This is a genomic window from Sphingomonas abietis, assembly GCF_027625475.1.
Classification (GTDB): Bacteria; Pseudomonadota; Alphaproteobacteria; order Sphingomonadales; family Sphingomonadaceae; genus Solisphingomonas; species Solisphingomonas abietis.
This window is the reverse complement of record NZ_CP115174.1, coordinates 1237354-1255237: the sequence shown is the minus strand read 5'-3', so window position 1 is coordinate 1255237 and position 17884 is coordinate 1237354. Positions and strand designations below refer to the sequence as shown.

The 17884-nt window shown below is 66.4% G+C and carries 19 protein-coding genes and 1 pseudogene; 6 read left to right on the top strand and 14 right to left on the bottom strand.

The features are described from left to right. The first annotated feature begins 236 nt into the window (after positions 1–236). Together PBT88_RS06125 and PBT88_RS06120 are read left to right on the top strand one after the other, a co-directional pair. Complete coding sequence (locus tag PBT88_RS06125; RefSeq protein ID WP_270078326.1) at positions 237–1067, top strand: aldo/keto reductase; 831 nt, start codon at positions 237–239, stop codon at positions 1065–1067. 55 nt (positions 1068–1122) lie between these two features. Then, the gene (locus PBT88_RS06120; protein ID WP_270078325.1) at positions 1123–1416 is read left to right on the top strand and encodes a plasmid stabilization protein; all 294 of its coding nucleotides are present in this window, start codon (positions 1123–1125) and stop codon (positions 1414–1416) included. Positions 1417–1503: 87 nt separating this feature from the next. Here the strand turns inward: PBT88_RS06120 and PBT88_RS06115 are convergent, their stop codons facing one another. The 11 genes from PBT88_RS06115 to PBT88_RS06065 form a co-directional block, all read right to left on the bottom strand. Next, positions 1504–2070 carry a flavin reductase family protein gene (locus PBT88_RS06115; RefSeq protein ID WP_270078324.1) on the bottom strand — a complete coding sequence of 189 codons (567 nt, stop codon included), beginning with the start codon at positions 2068–2070 and terminating at the stop codon, positions 1504–1506. A gap of 82 nt (positions 2071–2152) precedes the next feature. Next, positions 2153–3232: an AbrB family transcriptional regulator gene (locus PBT88_RS06110; protein ID WP_270078323.1), complete on the bottom strand. Its 1080-nt coding sequence runs from the start codon at positions 3230–3232 to the stop codon at positions 2153–2155. A 236-nt stretch (positions 3233–3468) separates the two neighbouring features. Further along, positions 3469–4494, bottom strand: a complete 1026-nt coding sequence (queA, locus tag PBT88_RS06105; RefSeq protein ID WP_270078322.1) for a tRNA preQ1(34) S-adenosylmethionine ribosyltransferase-isomerase QueA — start codon at positions 4492–4494, stop codon at positions 3469–3471. Between the two features lie 35 nt (positions 4495–4529). Next, positions 4530–5246 (bottom strand): peptidylprolyl isomerase, encoded by a 717-nt coding sequence (locus tag PBT88_RS06100; RefSeq protein ID WP_270078321.1) that lies wholly within the window; start codon positions 5244–5246, stop codon positions 4530–4532. Positions 5247–5345: 99 nt separating this feature from the next. Continuing rightward, complete coding sequence (coaD, locus tag PBT88_RS06095) at positions 5346–5885, bottom strand: pantetheine-phosphate adenylyltransferase (RefSeq protein WP_270078320.1); 540 nt, start codon at positions 5883–5885, stop codon at positions 5346–5348. A 10-nt stretch (positions 5886–5895) separates the two neighbouring features. Beyond that, a complete protein-coding gene (locus PBT88_RS06090; protein WP_270078319.1) occupies positions 5896–6813 on the bottom strand; it encodes a polyprenyl synthetase family protein in 918 nt (305 codons plus the stop codon). Next, a complete protein-coding gene (locus tag PBT88_RS06085) occupies positions 6803–7045 on the bottom strand; it encodes an exodeoxyribonuclease VII small subunit (protein WP_270078318.1) in 243 nt (80 codons plus the stop codon). The genes PBT88_RS06090 and PBT88_RS06085 overlap by 11 nt, the downstream gene beginning before the upstream one ends. Positions 7046–7109: 64 nt before the next feature. Further along, positions 7110–7793, bottom strand: a complete 684-nt coding sequence (locus PBT88_RS06080; RefSeq protein ID WP_270079195.1) for a DUF1013 domain-containing protein — start codon at positions 7791–7793, stop codon at positions 7110–7112. A gap of 202 nt (positions 7794–7995) precedes the next feature. Then, on the bottom strand, positions 7996–8634 hold the full coding sequence (locus tag PBT88_RS06075) for a hypothetical protein (protein WP_270078317.1): 639 nt from the start codon (positions 8632–8634) through the stop codon (positions 7996–7998). Between the two features lie 164 nt (positions 8635–8798). Next, positions 8799–9416: a glutathione S-transferase family protein gene (locus tag PBT88_RS06070; protein ID WP_270078316.1), complete on the bottom strand. Its 618-nt coding sequence runs from the start codon at positions 9414–9416 to the stop codon at positions 8799–8801. A 117-nt stretch (positions 9417–9533) separates the two neighbouring features. Beyond that, entirely contained in the window at positions 9534–10538 is a 1005-nt protein-coding gene (locus PBT88_RS06065) for an NAD(P)H-quinone oxidoreductase (protein WP_270078315.1), read from the bottom strand. Positions 10539–10612: 74 nt separating this feature from the next. On the opposite strand from PBT88_RS06065, the gene PBT88_RS06060 reads away from it, so the two are divergent. Next, positions 10613–10810 carry a DUF1192 domain-containing protein gene (locus tag PBT88_RS06060; protein ID WP_270078314.1) on the top strand — a complete coding sequence of 66 codons (198 nt, stop codon included), beginning with the start codon at positions 10613–10615 and terminating at the stop codon, positions 10808–10810. Positions 10811–10947: 137 nt separating this feature from the next. Continuing rightward, a complete protein-coding gene (gene clpA / locus PBT88_RS06055; protein ID WP_270078313.1) occupies positions 10948–13263 on the top strand; it encodes an ATP-dependent Clp protease ATP-binding subunit ClpA in 2316 nt (771 codons plus the stop codon). 581 nt (positions 13264–13844) lie between these two features. Here clpA and PBT88_RS06050 read toward each other — a convergent pair. Further along, positions 13845–14048 (bottom strand): hypothetical protein, encoded by a 204-nt coding sequence (locus PBT88_RS06050; protein WP_270078312.1) that lies wholly within the window; start codon positions 14046–14048, stop codon positions 13845–13847. Positions 14049–14288: 240 nt separating this feature from the next. Then, complete coding sequence (locus PBT88_RS06045; RefSeq protein WP_270078311.1) at positions 14289–14846, bottom strand: hypothetical protein; 558 nt, start codon at positions 14844–14846, stop codon at positions 14289–14291. A 257-nt stretch (positions 14847–15103) separates the two neighbouring features. Between PBT88_RS06045 and secG the strand changes: the two are divergent. After that, positions 15104–15466, top strand: a pseudogene (gene secG / locus PBT88_RS06040) (preprotein translocase subunit SecG); the annotation flags it as partial. A 427-nt stretch (positions 15467–15893) separates the two neighbouring features. Beyond that, positions 15894–17531: a CTP synthase gene (locus PBT88_RS06035; protein ID WP_270078310.1), complete on the top strand. Its 1638-nt coding sequence runs from the start codon at positions 15894–15896 to the stop codon at positions 17529–17531. Between the two features lie 85 nt (positions 17532–17616). On the opposite strand, the gene PBT88_RS06030 is transcribed toward PBT88_RS06035, so the two are convergent. After that, positions 17617–17838, bottom strand: coding sequence for a hypothetical protein (locus tag PBT88_RS06030; RefSeq protein ID WP_270078309.1), 222 nt, complete (start codon positions 17836–17838; stop codon positions 17617–17619). Between the last annotated feature and the right edge of the window lie 46 nt (positions 17839–17884).

The following is a 17884-nucleotide window of genomic DNA, read 5'->3' as shown; positions in this document are numbered from 1 at the left end:
CCATGGATGTTTAATTCGTTTCCGAAACAAGCCGTCAAACTTATTGTTCCGCCAGTGCCGACCCCACCCTCTTCGGGAGACGCCTGAACATCGAATATTCAGGAACCGAAAATTTCGGGCGCGCGGGCACATCGTCGCGGTTGTGACGTTGGGAATGCGACGTTGGAAAACATCATCCTGCACCGATGGAGACGCGCCAGCATGATCAAGGCTGTTCCTGAACGGGCTGCCGCCTGATGACCCCGATCGCCCTGCCCGATGGCGAAACGGTGCCTGCGCTCGGTCAAGGCACATGGATGATGGGAGAGGATCCAGCCAGACGCGAAAGCGAATTGGCTGCGCTGCGCACCGGCATCGACTTGGGTATGACCCTGATCGACACCGCCGAAATGTATGGCGATGGCGCGTCGGAAGAGCTGGTCGGGCACGCAATCTCGGGGCGACGCGACGCGGTGTTCCTGGTCAGCAAGGCCTATCCCCACAATGCTTCGCGCGATCGTCTGCACCGATCCTGCGAGGCCAGCCTGCGCCGTCTGGCGACCGACCGGATCGATCTCTATCTTCTGCACTGGCGCGGCAATGTCGCTCTGGCGGAGACGGTCGAGGCGATGGAGCGGCTGCGCGAGGCGGGCAAGATCCGCCACTGGGGCGTCAGCAATCTCGATACCGACGACATGGAGGAGCTCATGGCGGCCGGCGGCAAAGCCTGCGCGACCGATCAGATCCTCTATAATCCGACCCGCCGCGGCCCCGAAATCGATCTGCTGCCATGGCTGGCCGGGCGGAAAATTCCGGCGATGGCCTATAGCCCGGTCGAGCAGGGCCGCCTCGTCGATCATGCCGACCTGGCGGCACTGGCCCGGCGGTTCGGCGCAACCGCGCCCCAGATCGTCCTCGCATGGGTTTTGCGGCATACCGGGATCATCGCCATCCCGAAGGCGGCGAGCGTCGAGCATGTTCGGGATAATCGAGCAGCGGCCGAAATCACGCTCGATGACGATGCCGTGGCGACCATCGACCGGCTTTTCCCCCGGCCGAGGGGCAAGGTCGCGCTGGAGATGCTGTAGCCCCTTACCCCGCACGGAAGGCGCATCGGTACGAGGTGATGCAAAGGAGCAGATCATGCCGCGTGGTGACAAGGACAGCTATACCGACAAGCAGAAGCGCAAGGCCGCGCATATCGAAGAAAGTTACGAGAAGCGCGGCGTGTCCGAACAGGAAGCCGCGAGCCGGGCGTGGGCGACCGTCAACAAGGAATCGGGTGGGGGCAACAAGTCCGGATCGGGCCGTGGCACGCCCGACAACCATGCCTCCTCCTCGCGCGGCGGATTGGCGCACAAATCCGGCTCTGCCGAGCAACGATCGGCGGCCGCCCGCAAAGGCTGGGACACCCGGCGTAGGAATGGCGCGTCGTAGGAGCGGCGCGTCATGACCTCGTGCCTGCTCACACGGTGAGCCTCACTCGTCGCACGGCGCCCCCTCGACGGGCGCCAGCGGCGCGGACTATCGGCCATTGCCCAGCAGGGCCGGCCGAAAGTCAGCCCGCCGGCTGATCGTCCTCCCCGCGCGCACGAACACGCCATCCCCGGTATAATGAAGTGTTTCCGGGTTTTTGGGCGTTCTCGCGACATGCGCCCTCACCACCTCGAGGATGAAGAAATTATAGCGATCCACGAGCGCATCATCGAAGATCCGGCATTCCAGATTGGCGTGACAGTCGCGCAGCAGCGGGGCGGCGACTTCTACCGCCCGATCGGTGGCGAGGCCGAAATGCGCGAACTTGTCGACATCCCGGCCCGAACTGTTCCCGATGCCGACGACCGCATCGACCATCGAGACGGTCGGGATGTTGATGACGCATTCGCCGCTGGCGCGAACCAGATCGAAGCTATGATTGCCGCCGGCGATGACACAGCCGATCAGCGATGGTGAGAACTCCATCACCAGATGCCAGCCCATCGTCATCACGTTGCGCTCGCCGTCATGGGCGCTGGTGACGAGAACGATCGGCCCCGGCTCCATATAGGCCCTGATCCGATGCACCGGCAGATCGATCTTGGCGGCGGTCATCGGCTGACAGCGCGATGTGGTGTGGCCCGCCTGTCTCGCACCCGCCTGTCTCTCGCCCGCCTGTCTCCCGATCGATGCCTCCTCATAATCGGATCGAACCCTGCGCGTCGCTCCGCGCCTGCTGGCGATCGAACCGCCTGGCCACCCGGCGGGCGATAGCGGGGCCGACGAGCAGGACGACCACGAAGCGGATAACCTGCATCGACATGACGAACGACACGTCCACGGGTGTCGCGCTGGCGATGATCGCCACCGAATCCGCGCCGCCGGGGCTGGTGGCGAGATAGGCCGTCAGCGGATCGATTCCGGCGACGTGCGAAAGCACCACCCCGCATCCGGCGCAGAACAGGACGAGCGTGCCGACGGCGAGAAGCAGTTGCGGGGCGGCCCGCCACGCGATCTTCACGATCTGCGGGGTGAAGCCGAGGCCGATCCGCCAGCCGACCAGCAGATAGGCCGGCGCCAGAACCCAGCCGGGCAATTCGGGATGCAGCAGCCCCGTACCGCCGGCGACGGCGCCGAGGATCATCGGCCCGAGCAGCGCCGCGGCGGGAAGCCCCAGCAGCCTGCCGCCCCCCACGCCGAGCACCCCGAGGCCGATCGTCGCGGCCAGCCCGATCGGCGCAAGCGCCGGGAACCACGCGCCGCCGGGCGGGTGGCTGCCGCCATGACCGGTCATGATCACCGCCAGAAGCGACGCGAGCGCCGCCACCAGGATGACCCGGATATAGGTCATCACCGCCACCAACTGCCAATCGCCCCCTTCGTCGCGGGCGATCAGCACCATCGCGGTCGCCGCGCCGGGCATAGAGCCCCAGATCGCGGTCGAGCCCGGCAGAACCCGCCAGCGGGCGAGCAACCACCCGATCGCGACCGCGACGATCAGCGTCGCCAGCGTGCTGCCGACGAATATCCACGGCTTATGCGCCGCCGTCGCGAGGATCGACAGCGTCAGCGACTGCGCGATCATCAGGCCGATGACCGCCTGTGCCGCCGCCGAGAGCCAGGGCGGCAGCCGCAATGTGCCGCCCGAGGCGGCCAACCCGATCGCCGCGATCATCGGCCCCAACAGCAACCCGGCCGGCAGCCCGCACCATTCCAGCGCGGCCGCAAGCGCGCAGGAGGCGGGCAGCAATATCCCGATCGACGAGGCCGTCTTCATGTCAGGCATCGCCGCAGCCGGCGATCTGCGGCAGGATCGGCCTGCCGATCAGGATCATGGGCGCGGATCGGGAATCGGGTCTGGGCATTCGCCAGCCCTAGCCGCGACGCTTGGCCGTTCCAATATTCCCACCGCACGATCAGGCGGAAAGCGACATTGTGCAGGGTCGTCAGCCCGCCGCCCGCCTGCGCGAACAGGGCTTATCCTTCCATGCCGCGCATCCGATACCCCCGCCCTTATGGCAGCAGCAGCGAACCATCCCCGTAGGAGTAGAAACGGTAGCCATTCTCGATGGCATGGGCGTAGGCCGCCTTCATCCGGTCGAGCCCCATCAGCGCCGAGACCAGCATGAACAGGGTCGATTTCGGCAGGTGGAAGTTGGTGACCAGGCCGCCGACTGCGCGAAAGCGATAGCCCGGCGTGATGAAGATCGCGGTGTCGCCTTCGAACGGCGCCACCGTCCCATCGTCGCGGGCGGCGCTTTCGAGCAGGCGCAGGCTGGTGGTGCCCGCCGCGATCAGGCGGCCGCCCCGCGCCTTCACCGCATTGAGCCGATCGGCGGTGGCGGCATCGATACGGCCCCATTCGGCGTGCATCCGATGATCATCGGTATCGTCCACCTTCATCGGCAGGAAGGTGCCCGCCCCGACATGCAGGGTCAGCGTCTCATGGCCGATGCCCGCCCCCGCCAGCCGCTCCATCAGCCGCGGGGTGAAATGCAGCGAGGCGGTCGGCGCGGCGACGGCTCCTGCCTCGCGCGCGAACATCGTCTGATAATCCTCGGCGTCGCGCGCGTCGGTGGGGCGCTTGCCGGCGATATAGGGGGGCAGCGGCATCCGGCCGGCCCGCTCCAGCAGCAGTTCGACCGGCTCGTCGCCCTCGAAATGGAGCAGCCAGCTGCCATCCTCGCCGCGATCGCCGGCCAGTGCCGTCACTGCCGCGCCGAAATCGATCCGGTCGCCATCGCGCAGCCGCTTGGCGTTGCGGACGAACGCCCGCCAGTCGCGCGGCCCCTCGCGCTTGTGGAGCGTCGCGCCGATCTTCGCCTCGCCGCGCCGCCCCTCCAGTTGGGCCGGGATGACGCGGGTGTCGTTGAAGACGAGGCAATCGCCCGGCCGCAATTCGTCGGCGAGATCGAGCATGGTGCGATCCGCCAGCGTGGCCCCGTTCGCAACCAGCATCCGCGCCGCATCGCGGGGGACCGCCGGGCGGAGCGCGATCGACTCCGCCGGCAGATCGAAATCGAAGAGATCGACACGCATATCGTAGGCAGGGCCGCCTTGCAGCGACCATTCCGTTATTGCTGGGTCGTGCCCTGCGGCGCGGCGGGCGCCGGCGCCTGATCGCCGGGCGGCGATACCGTCGGCGCCGCGGCGACCGGCGGGAGCGGCGGTGGCGGGGTGCTGGCGGCGGGATTGTCCGCCATGATCGCGCGCACGATCCGGGTCGGGTGGGCCGGCGGCTCGCCCCGCTGGATCGCATCGACATATTGCATGCCGGAGACGACGCGGCCGAACACCGTATAGTGGTTGTCGAGCTTCAGGTTCGGCATGAACATGATGTAGAACTGGCTGTTGGCGCTGTTCTCGGACGCCGCCCGCGCCGCCGCCACGGCACCGCGCACATGCGGCAGATCGTTGAACTCGGCCGGCACGTCGGGCAGCGACGAGCCACCCTCGCCCGTGCCCTTGGGGTCGCCGCCCTGCGCCATGAAGCCGTCGATCACGCGATGGAAATCGAGGCCGTTGTAGAAACCCTGCGCGGTCAGCGTCTTGATCTGCTCGACCATCTTCGGCGCCTTGTCCGGCCGGAGCTGGATCACCACACGGCCACCATCGTCGAGATCGAGATCCCAGGTGGTGGCGGGCGTCAGCGGCGGCGGCAGGAAGCCGGTCAGATCGTTGGTCGCGATCTGGTCGGCCGGCCGGATCTTGACCTTGGCCTTCTTGGCGGCATCGGCCGGCGCGCCGATCAGCAGCGCGGAGGTGAGGACGAGGGCGACAGCAAGTCTCATGGGATGGCCGGGCTCCGGAATGCGGCGAACATAATTCATATCGTCGTTGGACCTAGCTGAAGCGGCGACGCTTTCCTATCACTGAACGCGCCCGCCCCGTCACGAAACGCGCAGCGCCGGATCGCCCTTGACGCCGAGGCGCTGGACGCGCTCGCCGACCTCGGCCGCGACAGTGCCCGGCACGAACGCACCGATGTCGCCGCCATACATCGCGATCTCCTTGACCAGGCGAGAGGCGATCGGCTGGAGGCCGACGTCGGCCATCAGGAACACCGTCTCGATCTTGCGATCGAGCTGCTGGTTCATGCCGGCCATCTGATACTCATATTCGAAATCGGCGACGGCGCGCAGGCCGCGCACGATCACCGACGCCTTGCGGGCACGGGCGAAATGGATGAGCAGGCTGTCGAACGCGACGACCTCGATCGCGGCGTTGCCCGCACAGGCGCCGAGCGCGGCCGTTTCGCGACGGACCATGGCCAGCCGCTCGTCGAGCGTGAACATCGGCGACTTGGACGGATTGGTGGTGACCCCGATCACCAGCCTGTCGACCAGCGCGGTGGCGCGCCGGATGATATCCATATGGCCCAGCGTGACGGGATCGAACGTGCCCGGATAGATGCCGATGCGCTCACCCATGCTCGGTCCCTCAATGATTCCGTTCGATGACGTAGCGCGCGATCGCCCGCAGCAGATCGGCCTCGGTGCCGAAGCTGGCGAGGTGGGCGATCGCCTGATCGACCAGCATCCCGGCCTGCGCGCGGGCACGTTCGACGCCGAGCAGCGACACGAAGGTCGCCTTGCCGGCGCCGGCATCCTTGCCGGTCGCCTTGCCGACCACCGCCGCATCGCCCTCGACGTCGAGCAGATCGTCGGCGATCTGGAAGGCGAGGCCGATGTCGCGGGCATAGGCACGCAGGCTGCGGCGTCCTTCCGGCGGGACGTGACCGAGAATCGCGCCGGCTTCGAGGCAGAAGCTGATCAGCGCGCCGGTCTTGAGCTGCTGGAGGCGCGTGGTGGTCGGCAGATCGAAGGTGGTTTCCTCGGCGACGAGGTCCATCATCTGCCCGCCCGCCATGCCCGACGGCCCGCTGGCCCGCGCCAGTTCGTAGGACAGTTCGGCCCGCACGAACGGATCGGGATGGGTCAGCGGATCGGCGGCGATCTCGAAGGCGAGCGCATGGAGGGCATCGCCGGCCAGCACCGCGATCGCCTCGTCCCACTGCTTGTGGACGGTCGGCTTGCCGCGGCGCATGTCGTCATCGTCCATGCACGGCATGTCGTCATGGACGAGGCTGTAGACGTGCAGCGCCTCGATCGCGAGGCCGGCGCGCAGCGCGCTTTCGCGGGTCACGTTGAACAGGTTGGCGGAGGCGAACACCAGCAGCGGACGCAGCCGCTTGCCGCCGCCGATCGCGGCATGGCGCATTGCCTCGTACAACACTGCGCGCGGATCGTCCGGCACGGTGAGCAGACTGTCGAACATCGCGTCGATCTCGGCCGCCACGGACCGCATCGCTTCGGAAAGGTTCAGGGAAAGGGGGTTTGCCATCGGATCACTCGGCATCGAAGGGCCTGAGGGTTGCGGGGGCGCCATCGCCGCCGAGTTGAATCTGGTCGATCTTCGCCTGCGCGCTCTTGAGTCGCTGCTCGCACTGGGCGCGCAGCCTGTCCCCTTCGCCATAGAGTTCGATCGACTTTTCGAGCGGGACGTCGCCGCTTTCGAGCTGCTGCACGATCGTTTCCAGGCGCTTCAGCGCGTCCTCGAAACTCAGCTCGGCGATTGGGGTGTCTGCCATGGCCCGCTTGTGGCTATGGCGAGGGAGCGGGTCAAGCGCCCGAAGTGCCTGACCCGGCAACCCTTTAGCGCTTGAACGGATCGATCACGCCCTCGGGCAGCTGATAGCTCGGCCGCGGCGCAGCATCGTCGGCCACCGCCCCTTCGGCCGGCGCCGGACGATGCGCGGCGTCGCGCTGGGCACGCAGCTCCTCGATCAGCGCGGCGCGATCGCCCGAGAGACGATCGTCGACCGGCGCCTCGATGCCGGCCGCCTTGGCTGCCTTGGCGATCGCCGCGTCCAGTTCGCGCTGCGAGCAGAGCCCGAGCGTCACCGGATCCTTCGGGGTGATGTTGGCGATGTTCCAGTGGCTGCGATCGCGGATCGCGCCGATCGTGGTGCGGGTGGTGCCGATCAGCTTGCCGATCGCGCCGTCCGACACTTCGGGGTGGTTGCGGATGATCCAGGCGATGCCGTCCGGCTTGTCCTGCCGCTTGGAGACCGGCGTGTAGCGCGGCCCCTTGGTGCGGCGCGCCTGCTCGGGGCCCTTGGCGATCAGCAGCTTGTAATTGGGGTTGGCCTGGCCCTTGTCGATCTCGGCCTGGGTCAGCTCATGGGCGCGAACGGGATCGCGGCCGGTCAGCTTGGTGCCGGCGGTATCGTCGGCGATCGCCTGCACTTCGAGGATGTGGAGCCCGCAGAACTCCGCGATCTGCGGGAAGCTCAGCGACGTGTTGTCGACCAGCCAAGACGCTGTCGCATGGGGCATGAGGGGCTGGGCCACGATGGTCTCTCCGCGCAGATAAAGAAAGGGCCGCCCCAACGCGGGAGCGGCCTGTGCATGGCGCCAATGTAATCCGCCAAGCGGCAGGGAGCAAGCCGTTCCGCACGGGAGCCATTGGGAGACGAAGAGCGTCGGACGAAATACCGGCCGCCGCCCCTGCAGGACGACGGCCGGGAGGCTCGTTCCTTTACTGCTGCGGCGCACTCACCGTCGTCGTGGTTTGCTCGGCCGTCGTGGTCGTGGCCGGACGGCGCACCACCTTGTGGACGACGCGGTGGACCGGGTGCGACGCGGTGGTCTTTTCGGTCGTCGTCGTTACCACCACTGGCGGCTGGTTGCGCAGGGCGTTGGCCTGTTCCTGCGCGGCGGCGGCACGTTGGCTGGCATCCTGCGCGCTGGCAGCCGCATCATTGGCACGGGCGTTGGCGTCGTCCACCTTGGCCTGGGCATCCTGCTGGACCTGCTGGACCTGCGCATCGGAGGCAGCGGCCTGCTGCGCGGATGCGGCATTCTGCGCCTGGTTCGCCTCTCCGATCGCGGTGTCGGCAATACGGCCGGCGTCGATCGCCTGCTCGATCGCCTTGTCCTTGTTGCCGCTTTCCAGATTTTGCTTGGCGAGATTCAACTCGGCTTGCGCGCGCGCCACCATCGCCGGGCTGTTGCCGCTCGCGCCGACCTTGTTGGCGCTGTCGAGCTTGGCCTGCGCCGACGAGATTTCGGCATGGGCGCGATCAGCCTTGCCCCAGCCGGCATGGGCGGGAACGGCACAGAGCGCCACCAAGGCCGAAATCGACGCACCGCGCATATATCGGTTGAAGTTACGCATCACTATTCTCCTTCACGCTTCTGGTCTGGGCCGCCCAACGAGCACCCCGAAGCGGAAGTTCCTGCATTTATCTGACGTTCATCATATAGGCACAACAAAGGCACGATGCTTGTTCGATACTTTTATCGAAAAGCAGTTATGCCATCAATGACTTGCAGCGATATTCAGCTGTTCATCGGAATGTAGCCGGGCATGACCGCCACGCGCGCGAGCCAGGCCCTGATCGCCGGCCAGCGATCGAGATCGAAGCCGCCCTCGCCTGCCACATGGGTGTAGGCATAAAGCGCGATATCGGCGAGCGACAAGGTTCCGCCGACGAAGAAATCCCGTCCGGCCAGATGCGCGTCCATCAGCGCCAGCGCCGCTTCGCCGGCGGCGCGCTTGGCCGGCAGCGACGCCGCCTGCGCTGCGCTCAGCCGGTCCTTGCCGAGATAGGCCAGCCAGAACCGCAACGTCGCGACATTGGGCTCGTGATGATATTGCTCGAAGAACATCCAGCGCAGCATGTCGGCACGATCGAAGCGATCGTCCGGGATCAGCGGCGACCCGTCGGCGAGATAGAAGCAGGCGGCGCTGCTTTCCGGCAGGAAGCGATCGCCGATCTGGAGCACCGGAATGCGGCCATTGGCATTGACCGTCGCGAGGAATTCCGGCGTCCGCGTCTCGCCCTTGCGGATATAGTACAACCGCCGCTCGATCGGCAGGCCGAGATACGCCGCGACCAGCCGGATCTTGTAGCAATTGCCCGAAATCGGGTCTTCATGCAGAATCAGATCGTCCATCGCGCGCGCCCTTTTTCAACCGCCAGCGGAGGCCAGCCTTCCGCTCGGCGCGCGAACGGCTAATGCGATCGTGACAGGCCGGCAACGCCAAAGCCGCGGACTGGTGACAAGCTCCGCTTATGGCTCCATCGTCAGCACGATCTTGCCGACATGGTCGCCGCCATCCATGCGTGCATGCGCCTTGGCGGCGTCGGCCAGCGGGAAGGTCGCGTCGATCACCGGCTTGAGCCTCCCGTCCACGACATGCGGCCAGACGACTCGCAACAATTCCTCGGCGACCAGCGACTTGAACGCCACGTCCCGGGCACGCAGCGTCGATCCGGTCATGGTCAGCCGGCGCATCATGATATCGACCAGGCTCACCGTCGCCTTCGGACCACCCTGCACGGCGATGGTGACATGCCGCCCGTCCGGCGCGAGGCATTGGAGATTCTTGGGCACATAATCGCCGCCGATCATGTCGAGCACCGCCTGGCAGCCCTTGCCGTCGGTGATGCGCTTCACCTCCTCGACGAAATCCTGGGTCTTGTAGTTGATCGCATGGGCCGCGCCGATCTCGATCGCCCGCGCGCATTTCTCGTCCGATCCGCAGGTGACGATCACGGTGAGGTCGAACAGCCGGCCGAGCATGATCGCCATCGTGCCGATGCCCGAGGTGCCGCCATGGACGAGCACGGTATCACCCTCGATCGCATAAGCGCGCTCGAACAGGTTGCTCCATACGGTGAACAGCGTTTCGGGCAGCGCCGCCGCCTCGATCATCGTGAGCACGGGCGGCACCGGCAGGCACTGGCCGGCGGGTGCCACGCAATATTCGGCATAGCCGCCGCCCCACACCAGCGCGCAGACCTTCTGGCCGAGCATGGTGACATCCGCCCCCTCGCCGACCGCGACGATCGTGCCGGCGATCTCCAGACCCGGAATCGAGGGCGCACCCTTGGGCGGCGGATACAGGCCCTTGCGCTGCATCACGTCGGGCCGGTTCACCCCGGCGGCCGCCACCTTGATCAGATAATCGCCATGGCCCGGCACCGGCACCGGCCGCTCGACCGGCACCAGAATCTCCGGGCCGCCCGCGGTTTCCGGATCGATCGCCATCATATGTTCGGGCAGGTCTGCCACATTTTCCCCTCTTCGCGCCGAACCGTTCGTGGCGTTTATTGACAGCGCGGTGTTTCAGGTCAACGATCCGTCACATGGAACCGGACGATTTCCTGCCCAAGCGCGCCGACGATCCCGTCGTCGCGCTGTTGCGCCAGGATCTCGATCCGCTCTCGGTCGAGGAACTTCATGCGCGCATCGCCGCGCTGGAATCCGAGATACGGCGCGTTCGACTGAAGATTGAAGGCGCCGTTAACCATCGCGCAACCGCGGACAGCCTATTCAAGCGATGAGGACGGCCCGCTCCCCGAGCGGCAATCGCATCCGACCCCGCTTGGGAGAGGGCATCCTTGATGAAACGCGATCGTCACCCGACATAGCGGGTACGGCGGTTCGCTTCGTCGGGCCGCTGCTGAGGAGTTGATCGAATATGCCTTCTTTCGCCCGAGAGCTGGAAACCACCCTGCACAACGCGCTGGCCGCCGCCAGCACGCGCAAGCATGAATATGCCACGCTGGAGCATCTGCTGCTCGCCCTGATCGGCGATGAGAATGGTGCCGAGGTGATGGCGGGCTGCGGGGTGGAACTCAGCGAACTCCGCGATGCGGTGACCCATTATCTCGACACCGAGCTCGATGCGCTCAAGACCGATGCCGAGACCGATCCGTCGCCCACCAGCGGCTTCCAGCGCGTGATCCAGCGCGCCATCCTTCACGTACAGTCCTCGGGCCGCGAGGAGGTGACCGGCGCCAACGTGCTGGTCGCGCTCTTCAGCGAGCGGGAGAGCTATGCGGTATATTTCCTGCAGCAGCAGGACATGACGCGCCTCGATGCCGTGAGCTTCATCAGCCACGGCGTGGGCAAGGGCGGGCAACCGACGGAGGCACGCGAGGTGAAGGGTAACGAGGAAGACAAGGCACCCAAGGCCGAGCCCAAGGGCAAGGCGGACAGCGCCCTCAAGCAGTTCACCGTCAACCTCAACGAGAAGGCGAAGGAAGGCCGCGTCGATCCGCTGATCGGCCGCCATGCCGAGGTGGATCGCACGATCCAGATCCTCTGCCGCCGCTCGAAGAACAACCCGCTCTATGTCGGCGATCCCGGCGTCGGCAAGACCGCGATCGCGGAAGGCCTCGCCCGCAAGATCATCGAGGGCCAGGTGCCCGAGGTGCTCAAGCCGGCCGTCATCTACTCGCTCGACATGGGCGCGCTGCTCGCCGGCACCCGCTATCGCGGCGACTTCGAGGAGCGGCTGAAGCAGGTCGTCAACGAGCTCGAGAAGCTGCCCCATGCGGTGCTGTTCATCGACGAGATCCACACCGTGATCGGTGCCGGTGCGACCTCGGGCGGCGCGATGGATGCGTCGAACCTGCTCAAGCCGGCGCTGTCCGGCGGGCAGATCCGCTGCATCGGCTCGACCACCTACAAGGAATTCCGCAATCATTTCGAGAAGGACCGGGCGCTGCTCCGGCGCTTCCAGAAGATCGACGTCAACGAGCCGACGATCGAGGACACGATCAAGATCATCGCCGGCCTGCGCCCCAGCTTCGAGGCACATCACCACCTGAAATACACGGTCGACGCGGTGAAGACCGCGGTCGAGCTGTCGGCGCGCTACATCAACGACCGCAAGCTGCCCGACAAGGCGATCGACGTGATCGACGAGGCCGGCGCGATGCAGATGCTGCTGCCCGAGAGCCGCCGCAAGAAGGTGATCGGCCCCAAGGAGATCGAGGCCGTGATCGCGACGATGGCGCGCATCCCGCCCAAATCGGTCTCGGCCGACGACAAGACGGTGCTCGCCAGCCTCGAGACCGATCTCAAGCGCGTGGTGTTCGGCCAGAACGAGGCGATCGAGACGCTGGCGTCCGCAATCAAGCTGTCGCGGGCCGGGCTGCGCGAGCCCAACAAGCCGATCGGCAACTATCTCTTCTCCGGCCCCACCGGCGTCGGCAAGACCGAGGTGGCCCGCCAGCTCGCCGAGATCCTCGGCATCCCGCTCCAGCGCTTCGACATGTCCGAATATATGGAGCGCCACTCGGTCAGCCGGCTGATCGGCGCGCCCCCTGGCTATGTCGGCTATGATCAGGGCGGCCTGCTCACCGATGCCGTCGACCAGCAGCCGCATTCGGTGCTGCTGCTCGACGAGATCGAAAAGGCCCATCCGGACCTGTTCAACATCCTGTTGCAGGTGATGGACAACGGCAAGCTCACCGATCACCATGGCAAGACGGTGGATTTCCGCAACACCATCCTGATCATGACGACCAATGCCGGCGCCAGCGACATGGCGCGCGAATCGGTCGGCTTCGGCGTCTCGTCGCGCGAGGATGTGCAGGAGGAGGCGGTGAAGAAGATGTTCACGCCGGAATTCCGCAACCGCCTCGATGCCATCGTCCCCTTCGGCTATCTGCCGACCGAGGTCGTCGCGCGCGTCGTCGAGAAGTTCATCCTCCAGCTCGAACTCCAGCTGGCCGATCGCAACGTCCACATCGCGCTCGAGGACGATGCCCGCGATTGGCTGACCGCGAAGGGCTATGACAAGCTCTACGGTGCCCGCCCTATGGGCCGCCTGATCCAGGAGAAGATCAAGCAGCCGCTCGCCGAGGAATTGCTGTTCGGCAAGCTGGTCCATGGCGGCGAGGTCCGCGTGAAGCTGAAGGATGACGCGCTGGCCTTCGAGATCACCCCGGCCGCGCCCAAGGCCGGCAAGGCGAAGAAGGCCGCGGCGAAGAAGACCCAGGCCTGATCTCTGCCGCAAGGCCGGGACAGGAGAGCGGCCGGGCAGCGATGCCCGGCCGTTTTCGTTACGGGGTCAAGGACGGGTAAAGTGGCGGGAACCGGCCATTCTTTGGTCGTCATCCCGGACTTGATCCGGGATCCAGAGCCGCCATCGCGGACACCCGAGGCTCTGGATCCTGACTTTCGTCAGGATGACGGGGAGCCCGTCCGATCGGCATCGCTTGGTGGCCGGGGCTGACTTTGGCGACGACCCGCTACAATACCGGCTGCCATGATCAGCCAAGCAACCATGAACGAGTATTCCCCGACCCTGTATCGTGTGGCCAGATAAGAGCAGGTTTTATAACTGCGGCCCTTCAACTCGATCATGGCGAAGTCTGCACAGTGTGGCTGATGCGTCGCCCATATCGCTTCTTCGGTGAACCACATGCACAGCCAACCGGCTAGTCCCGCGACCATCGCGAGCCAGATCACGATTTTCAGAGCGCGCCTCGTTCCGATCAATCCCATGCCACGATGATGCCGCTTCGATAGGATGTCCGCAATCGGGAAGCGCGAACCAAGCCTTCGATGGCAAAGACTGGGGCGTTAGCCGCCAGCCCTTTTCCTCCGCAACGCCGCATACTTTTCCGGCGCTGCCTGCGAGCGATAGGAGCCATTCCGGCGAAATGGAGGAATGCGGCCCATGAGCTTGAGCAATGCGCGTGTCAGAACGCGGTCGGACCACAGGTCAACGACGGCAATGATCATCAACGCAGCTATCCCGGCAACAACAGATGCGATCACGCCCATAGACCCTCCGATCATCCGCGATCGAATATCATAGCGCCGGAGCGGCGGCTATCGGCGACGGAAAGAACCGTTCCGAATGTCCGCTTCTGGGCGGAAGCAGTCATTCCATTTTACGTCATCCCGGACTTGATCCGGGATCCAGCGTCTTCCGGGTCCAGCCGGAACCAAGCAGCTGGCCCCCGGATCAAGTCCGGGGTGACGAGATTTGGCAAAGGGGCGCCTCTTGGGGCGGAACCCGCCCTACGGCACGCCGACCACATCCTCCGGCACGGCCGGATAACCGCGCAGCAACGCCGCGCTGAGGTCGGCCGCCACAGTCGCGTTGGATCCCTTGGCCGAGCCGGTCGGGCGGACGGTCACGGCCGCCCCGCTCCAGACGACGCCGGTGTCTCCACGCTTGTGGATACGCAGCTCCAGCCGGCTCCGGCGCAGCGTGATGACGTTGGAATTGCCCGTCGAGAGCGGGACCATCAGCCCCGCACCGACACTGACCTTCTCCGCATCCGGATCCCTGCCCATGCCGGTGCCGACGGCGGCCTGGCTGACGATCAGCTCGGCGACATAAGCGGTGTGGGCGGCGCTATCCAGGATCGTGAAGCCCCGGTCGGTGAGCGCCTCCGTCGCCGCGCCCACGAAGGCGGGCATCGCGGGATCGACGCTGCCGTCGGCGGTGTGGGCCTCGATCGTGATGGTGCCCCCCTGGGGCGGGGCCTGAGTCGCGGCCGGCGAGGCGGCTCCGCACAAGAGCGGCACCAGCGCGACCGCGGCGCCTGCAACCCATCCCATCCGTCTTGCCATGACTGCTCCGTTCGCGCCGCGAGACACTGACGGCGTGCATCGCATCTAGGGTGCCCCCGGCCGGATCGCCATATCCATCATATGTCCCGCAGGTTTCCCGTCCGGACCTGCCGCCGCCGCACCGCCCCGATCATGGTCTCGGCCATCATCGCCCCTCCGATCATTGAACTCGCGGCCTCCACGCGCTAGAGGGCGGCGCTTGTCGTCCGGGCTTCGCGTTCGGGCGCCCTCGAACCTGCCGAAGAGACAGCCGCCCGATGATTACCTTCCTGCTCGTCATCCACGCCATCATCGCTGCGATGCTGGTCGGCGTCATCCTGATGCAGAAGTCCGAAGGCGGCGGCCTCGGCATGGGCGGCGGCCCCGCCGGCCTGATGAGCGCACGCGGCGCGGCCGACTTCCTCACCCGCGCCACCGCGGTGCTGGCGACGGTGTTCGTGCTGATGGCCTTCCTGATCGCCGCCCTCGCCTCGCACCGCGATTCGAGCAGCAAGATCGATGCGAGCCTGGCGACGCAGGGGCCGGTCTCGCCGATCACCGCGCCGGCCGCCACCGGGTCGCCGCTGCCGGGCATCCCGATGGCCGGTGCCCCCGCGACGCCGGGCGCCAATCCGGCCGCGATGCTGCCGGGCGCCCCTGCCCCGGCGCCGACGCCCGAGCAGCTGAAGGCCCAGGCCGCCGCCGAGCGCGCCAACGCCGAAACGCTCCGCAAGGCCGGCCCGGCCGCCGAAATCAAGAAGATCGACACCAGCAAGGCCGACAAGGCGATCGGGAATATCGGCAATATCGGCGGCGGCGTCTCGATCGCCCGCAAGCCGGCGAGCACGGCGCCGGCCGCGACGCCGGCACCCGCCGCCGCGAAGCCTGCCGCGGCAACGGAGAACGGCGCGACGCCGGCCGCCCCCGCGAACGGCGCGACGCCGCAGTAAACCGCCGATCCGAAAAACCTCATCGCCCGCGCCAGCCCGGCGCGGGCGTTCCTTTGTGCGCGTAACAGGAGTCCCTGTCTTGCCCTTCCTCGATTCGTACCGCTAAGGCTCGGTTCCCATGGCGCGGTTCATCTTCATCACCGGCGGCGTGGTCTCCTCGCTGGGCAAGGGTCTCATGGCGGCATCGCTCGCCGCACTCCTCCAGGCGCGGGGCTATCGGGTCCGCATCCGCAAGTTCGATCCCTATCTGAACGTCGATCCGGGCACGATGTCGCCCTATCAGCATGGCGAAGTCTATGTGACCGACGACGGCGCGGAGACCGATCTCGATCTCGGCCATTATGAGCGCTTCACCGGCGTCCCGTCGCGCCAGAGCGACAATGTCACCTCGGGCCGCATCTACCAGACGATCATCGCCAAGGAACGGCGCGGCGACTATCTCGGCGCCACCGTGCAGGTGATCCCGCACGTGACCGACGCGATCAAGCAGTTCGCCCGCAACGCGGTCGACGATCTCGATTTCGTGCTGTGCGAGATTGGCGGCACCGTGGGCGACATCGAATCGCTGCCGTTCATGGAGGCGATCCGCCAGCTCAAGAATGATCTCGGCCGCGGCAACGCGATCTTCGTCCACCTGACGCTGGTGCCGTACATCGCGGCCGCCGGCGAACTGAAGACCAAGCCGACCCAGCACAGCGTCCGCGATCTCACCGCGCTCGGCATCCAGCCCGACGTGCTGGTCTGCCGCTGCGAGCAGCCGCTGCCGGCCGCCGAACGCGCCAAGATCGCGTTGTTCTGCAACGTGCGCCCCGAAGCCGTGATCCCCGCGCTCGACGCCGAGACGATCTATGGCGTGCCCCAGCAATATCATGCCGAGGGCCTCGACGCCGAGGTGCTGCGCGCCTTCGATATCGATCCCGACGCGACCGCGCCCGAGCTGCGCCGCTGGGTCGATATCGAGGACCGCCTCGCCAATCCCGAGGGCGAGGTGACGATCGGCGTCGTCGGCAAATATACCGGCATGAAGGACGCCTATAAGTCGCTGCACGAGGCGCTGGTCCATGGCGGCATCGCCAACCGGGTGAAGGTGAACATCCGGTGGCTCGACGCAGAGCTGTTCGAGGGACCGGAAAAGGACATCGCGCCGGCGCTGGAGCCGATGCACGCCATCCTCGTTCCCGGCGGGTTCGGCGAGCGCGGCTCCGAGGGCAAGATCGCCTCGGTGAAGTTCGCCCGCGAGCGCAACGTCCCCTATTTCGGCATCTGCCTGGGAATGCAGATGGCGTGCATCGAAGGTGCGCGCAACACCGCGGGCATCGAGAAGGCCTCCACCACCGAATTCGGCCCGACCGACGAGCCCGTCGTCGGCCTGATCACCGAATGGATGACCGAAGAGGGCCTCCAGAAGCGCGAGGAAGGCGGCGATCTCGGCGGCACGATGCGGCTGGGCGCCTATGATGCGACGCTCGCCGGCAACAGCCATGTCGCGACCATCTATGGCGATACCGCGATCAGCGAGCGCCACCGCCATCGCTACGAAGTGAACATCCATTACAAGGAAGCGCTCGAAAAGGGCGGCCTGGTCTTCTCCGGCATGTCGCCCGATGGCCAGTTGCCCGAGATCGTCGAGCGGCCGGACCATCCCTGGTTCGTCGGCGTGCAGTTCCACCCGGAACTGAAGAGCAAGCCGTTCGATCCGCACCCGCTGTTCGCCAGCTTCGTGCAGGCCGCATTGAAGCAGTCGCGCCTGGTCTGACGCGTCCCTGAGAAGACCATACCGAAAAGGCCGGCCTCACCGCCGGCCTTTTTGCTGTTTTTGCGGTTCCGCCGGATCGTGCGCGTTAGTCGAGGGCGTTGATCGCCGCTTTGGCGCCGGCGATATCGTCGGCCGTCGGTGCGCCGGCGGCATCGCCATCATCGGACGTGGCGGAATTACCCGCTGTGGCCGGCTTGTGCGATGACGGCGTACCGGCAAAATCGACCGCAGACCACAAGATACCGCCTGCCCAGGCCAAGGCCCACCAGCGGCTCTTGAAGATCGTCTTGTTGCGGATCGGCAGCATGGCCCGATCCTACGACCGCCAGCTTAGCGAAAGATTACCGCGCCGT

What these genes read in the sequence shown, in the direction of transcription:
- PBT88_RS06125 (WP_270078326.1), top strand. Translation starts at nt 237, where the DNA reads ATGACCCCGATCGCCCTGCCCGATGGCGAAACGGTGCCTGCGCTCGGT.
- PBT88_RS06120 (WP_270078325.1), top strand. Translation starts at nt 1,123, where the DNA reads ATGCCGCGTGGTGACAAGGACAGCTATACCGACAAGCAGAAGCGCAAG.
- PBT88_RS06115 (WP_270078324.1), bottom strand. Translation starts at nt 2,070, where the DNA reads ATGACCGCCGCCAAGATCGATCTGCCGGTGCATCGGATCAGGGCCTAT.
- PBT88_RS06110 (WP_270078323.1), bottom strand. Translation starts at nt 3,232, where the DNA reads ATGAAGACGGCCTCGTCGATCGGGATATTGCTGCCCGCCTCCTGCGCG.
- queA (WP_270078322.1), bottom strand. Translation starts at nt 4,494, where the DNA reads ATGCGTGTCGATCTCTTCGATTTCGATCTGCCGGCGGAGTCGATCGCG.
- PBT88_RS06100 (WP_270078321.1), bottom strand. Translation starts at nt 5,246, where the DNA reads ATGAGACTTGCTGTCGCCCTCGTCCTCACCTCCGCGCTGCTGATCGGC.
- coaD (WP_270078320.1), bottom strand. Translation starts at nt 5,885, where the DNA reads ATGGGTGAGCGCATCGGCATCTATCCGGGCACGTTCGATCCCGTCACG.
- PBT88_RS06090 (WP_270078319.1), bottom strand. Translation starts at nt 6,813, where the DNA reads ATGCCGAGTGATCCGATGGCAAACCCCCTTTCCCTGAACCTTTCCGAA.
- PBT88_RS06085 (WP_270078318.1), bottom strand. Translation starts at nt 7,045, where the DNA reads ATGGCAGACACCCCAATCGCCGAGCTGAGTTTCGAGGACGCGCTGAAG.
- PBT88_RS06080 (WP_270079195.1), bottom strand. Translation starts at nt 7,793, where the DNA reads ATGCCCCATGCGACAGCGTCTTGGCTGGTCGACAACACGTCGCTGAGC.
- PBT88_RS06075 (WP_270078317.1), bottom strand. Translation starts at nt 8,634, where the DNA reads ATGCGTAACTTCAACCGATATATGCGCGGTGCGTCGATTTCGGCCTTG.
- PBT88_RS06070 (WP_270078316.1), bottom strand. Translation starts at nt 9,416, where the DNA reads ATGGACGATCTGATTCTGCATGAAGACCCGATTTCGGGCAATTGCTAC.
- PBT88_RS06060 (WP_270078314.1), top strand. Translation starts at nt 10,613, where the DNA reads ATGGAACCGGACGATTTCCTGCCCAAGCGCGCCGACGATCCCGTCGTC.
- clpA (WP_270078313.1), top strand. Translation starts at nt 10,948, where the DNA reads ATGCCTTCTTTCGCCCGAGAGCTGGAAACCACCCTGCACAACGCGCTG.
- PBT88_RS06050 (WP_270078312.1), bottom strand. Translation starts at nt 14,048, where the DNA reads ATGGGCGTGATCGCATCTGTTGTTGCCGGGATAGCTGCGTTGATGATC.
- PBT88_RS06045 (WP_270078311.1), bottom strand. Translation starts at nt 14,846, where the DNA reads ATGGCAAGACGGATGGGATGGGTTGCAGGCGCCGCGGTCGCGCTGGTG.
- PBT88_RS06035 (WP_270078310.1), top strand. Translation starts at nt 15,894, where the DNA reads ATGGCGCGGTTCATCTTCATCACCGGCGGCGTGGTCTCCTCGCTGGGC.
- PBT88_RS06030 (WP_270078309.1), bottom strand. Translation starts at nt 17,838, where the DNA reads ATGCTGCCGATCCGCAACAAGACGATCTTCAAGAGCCGCTGGTGGGCC.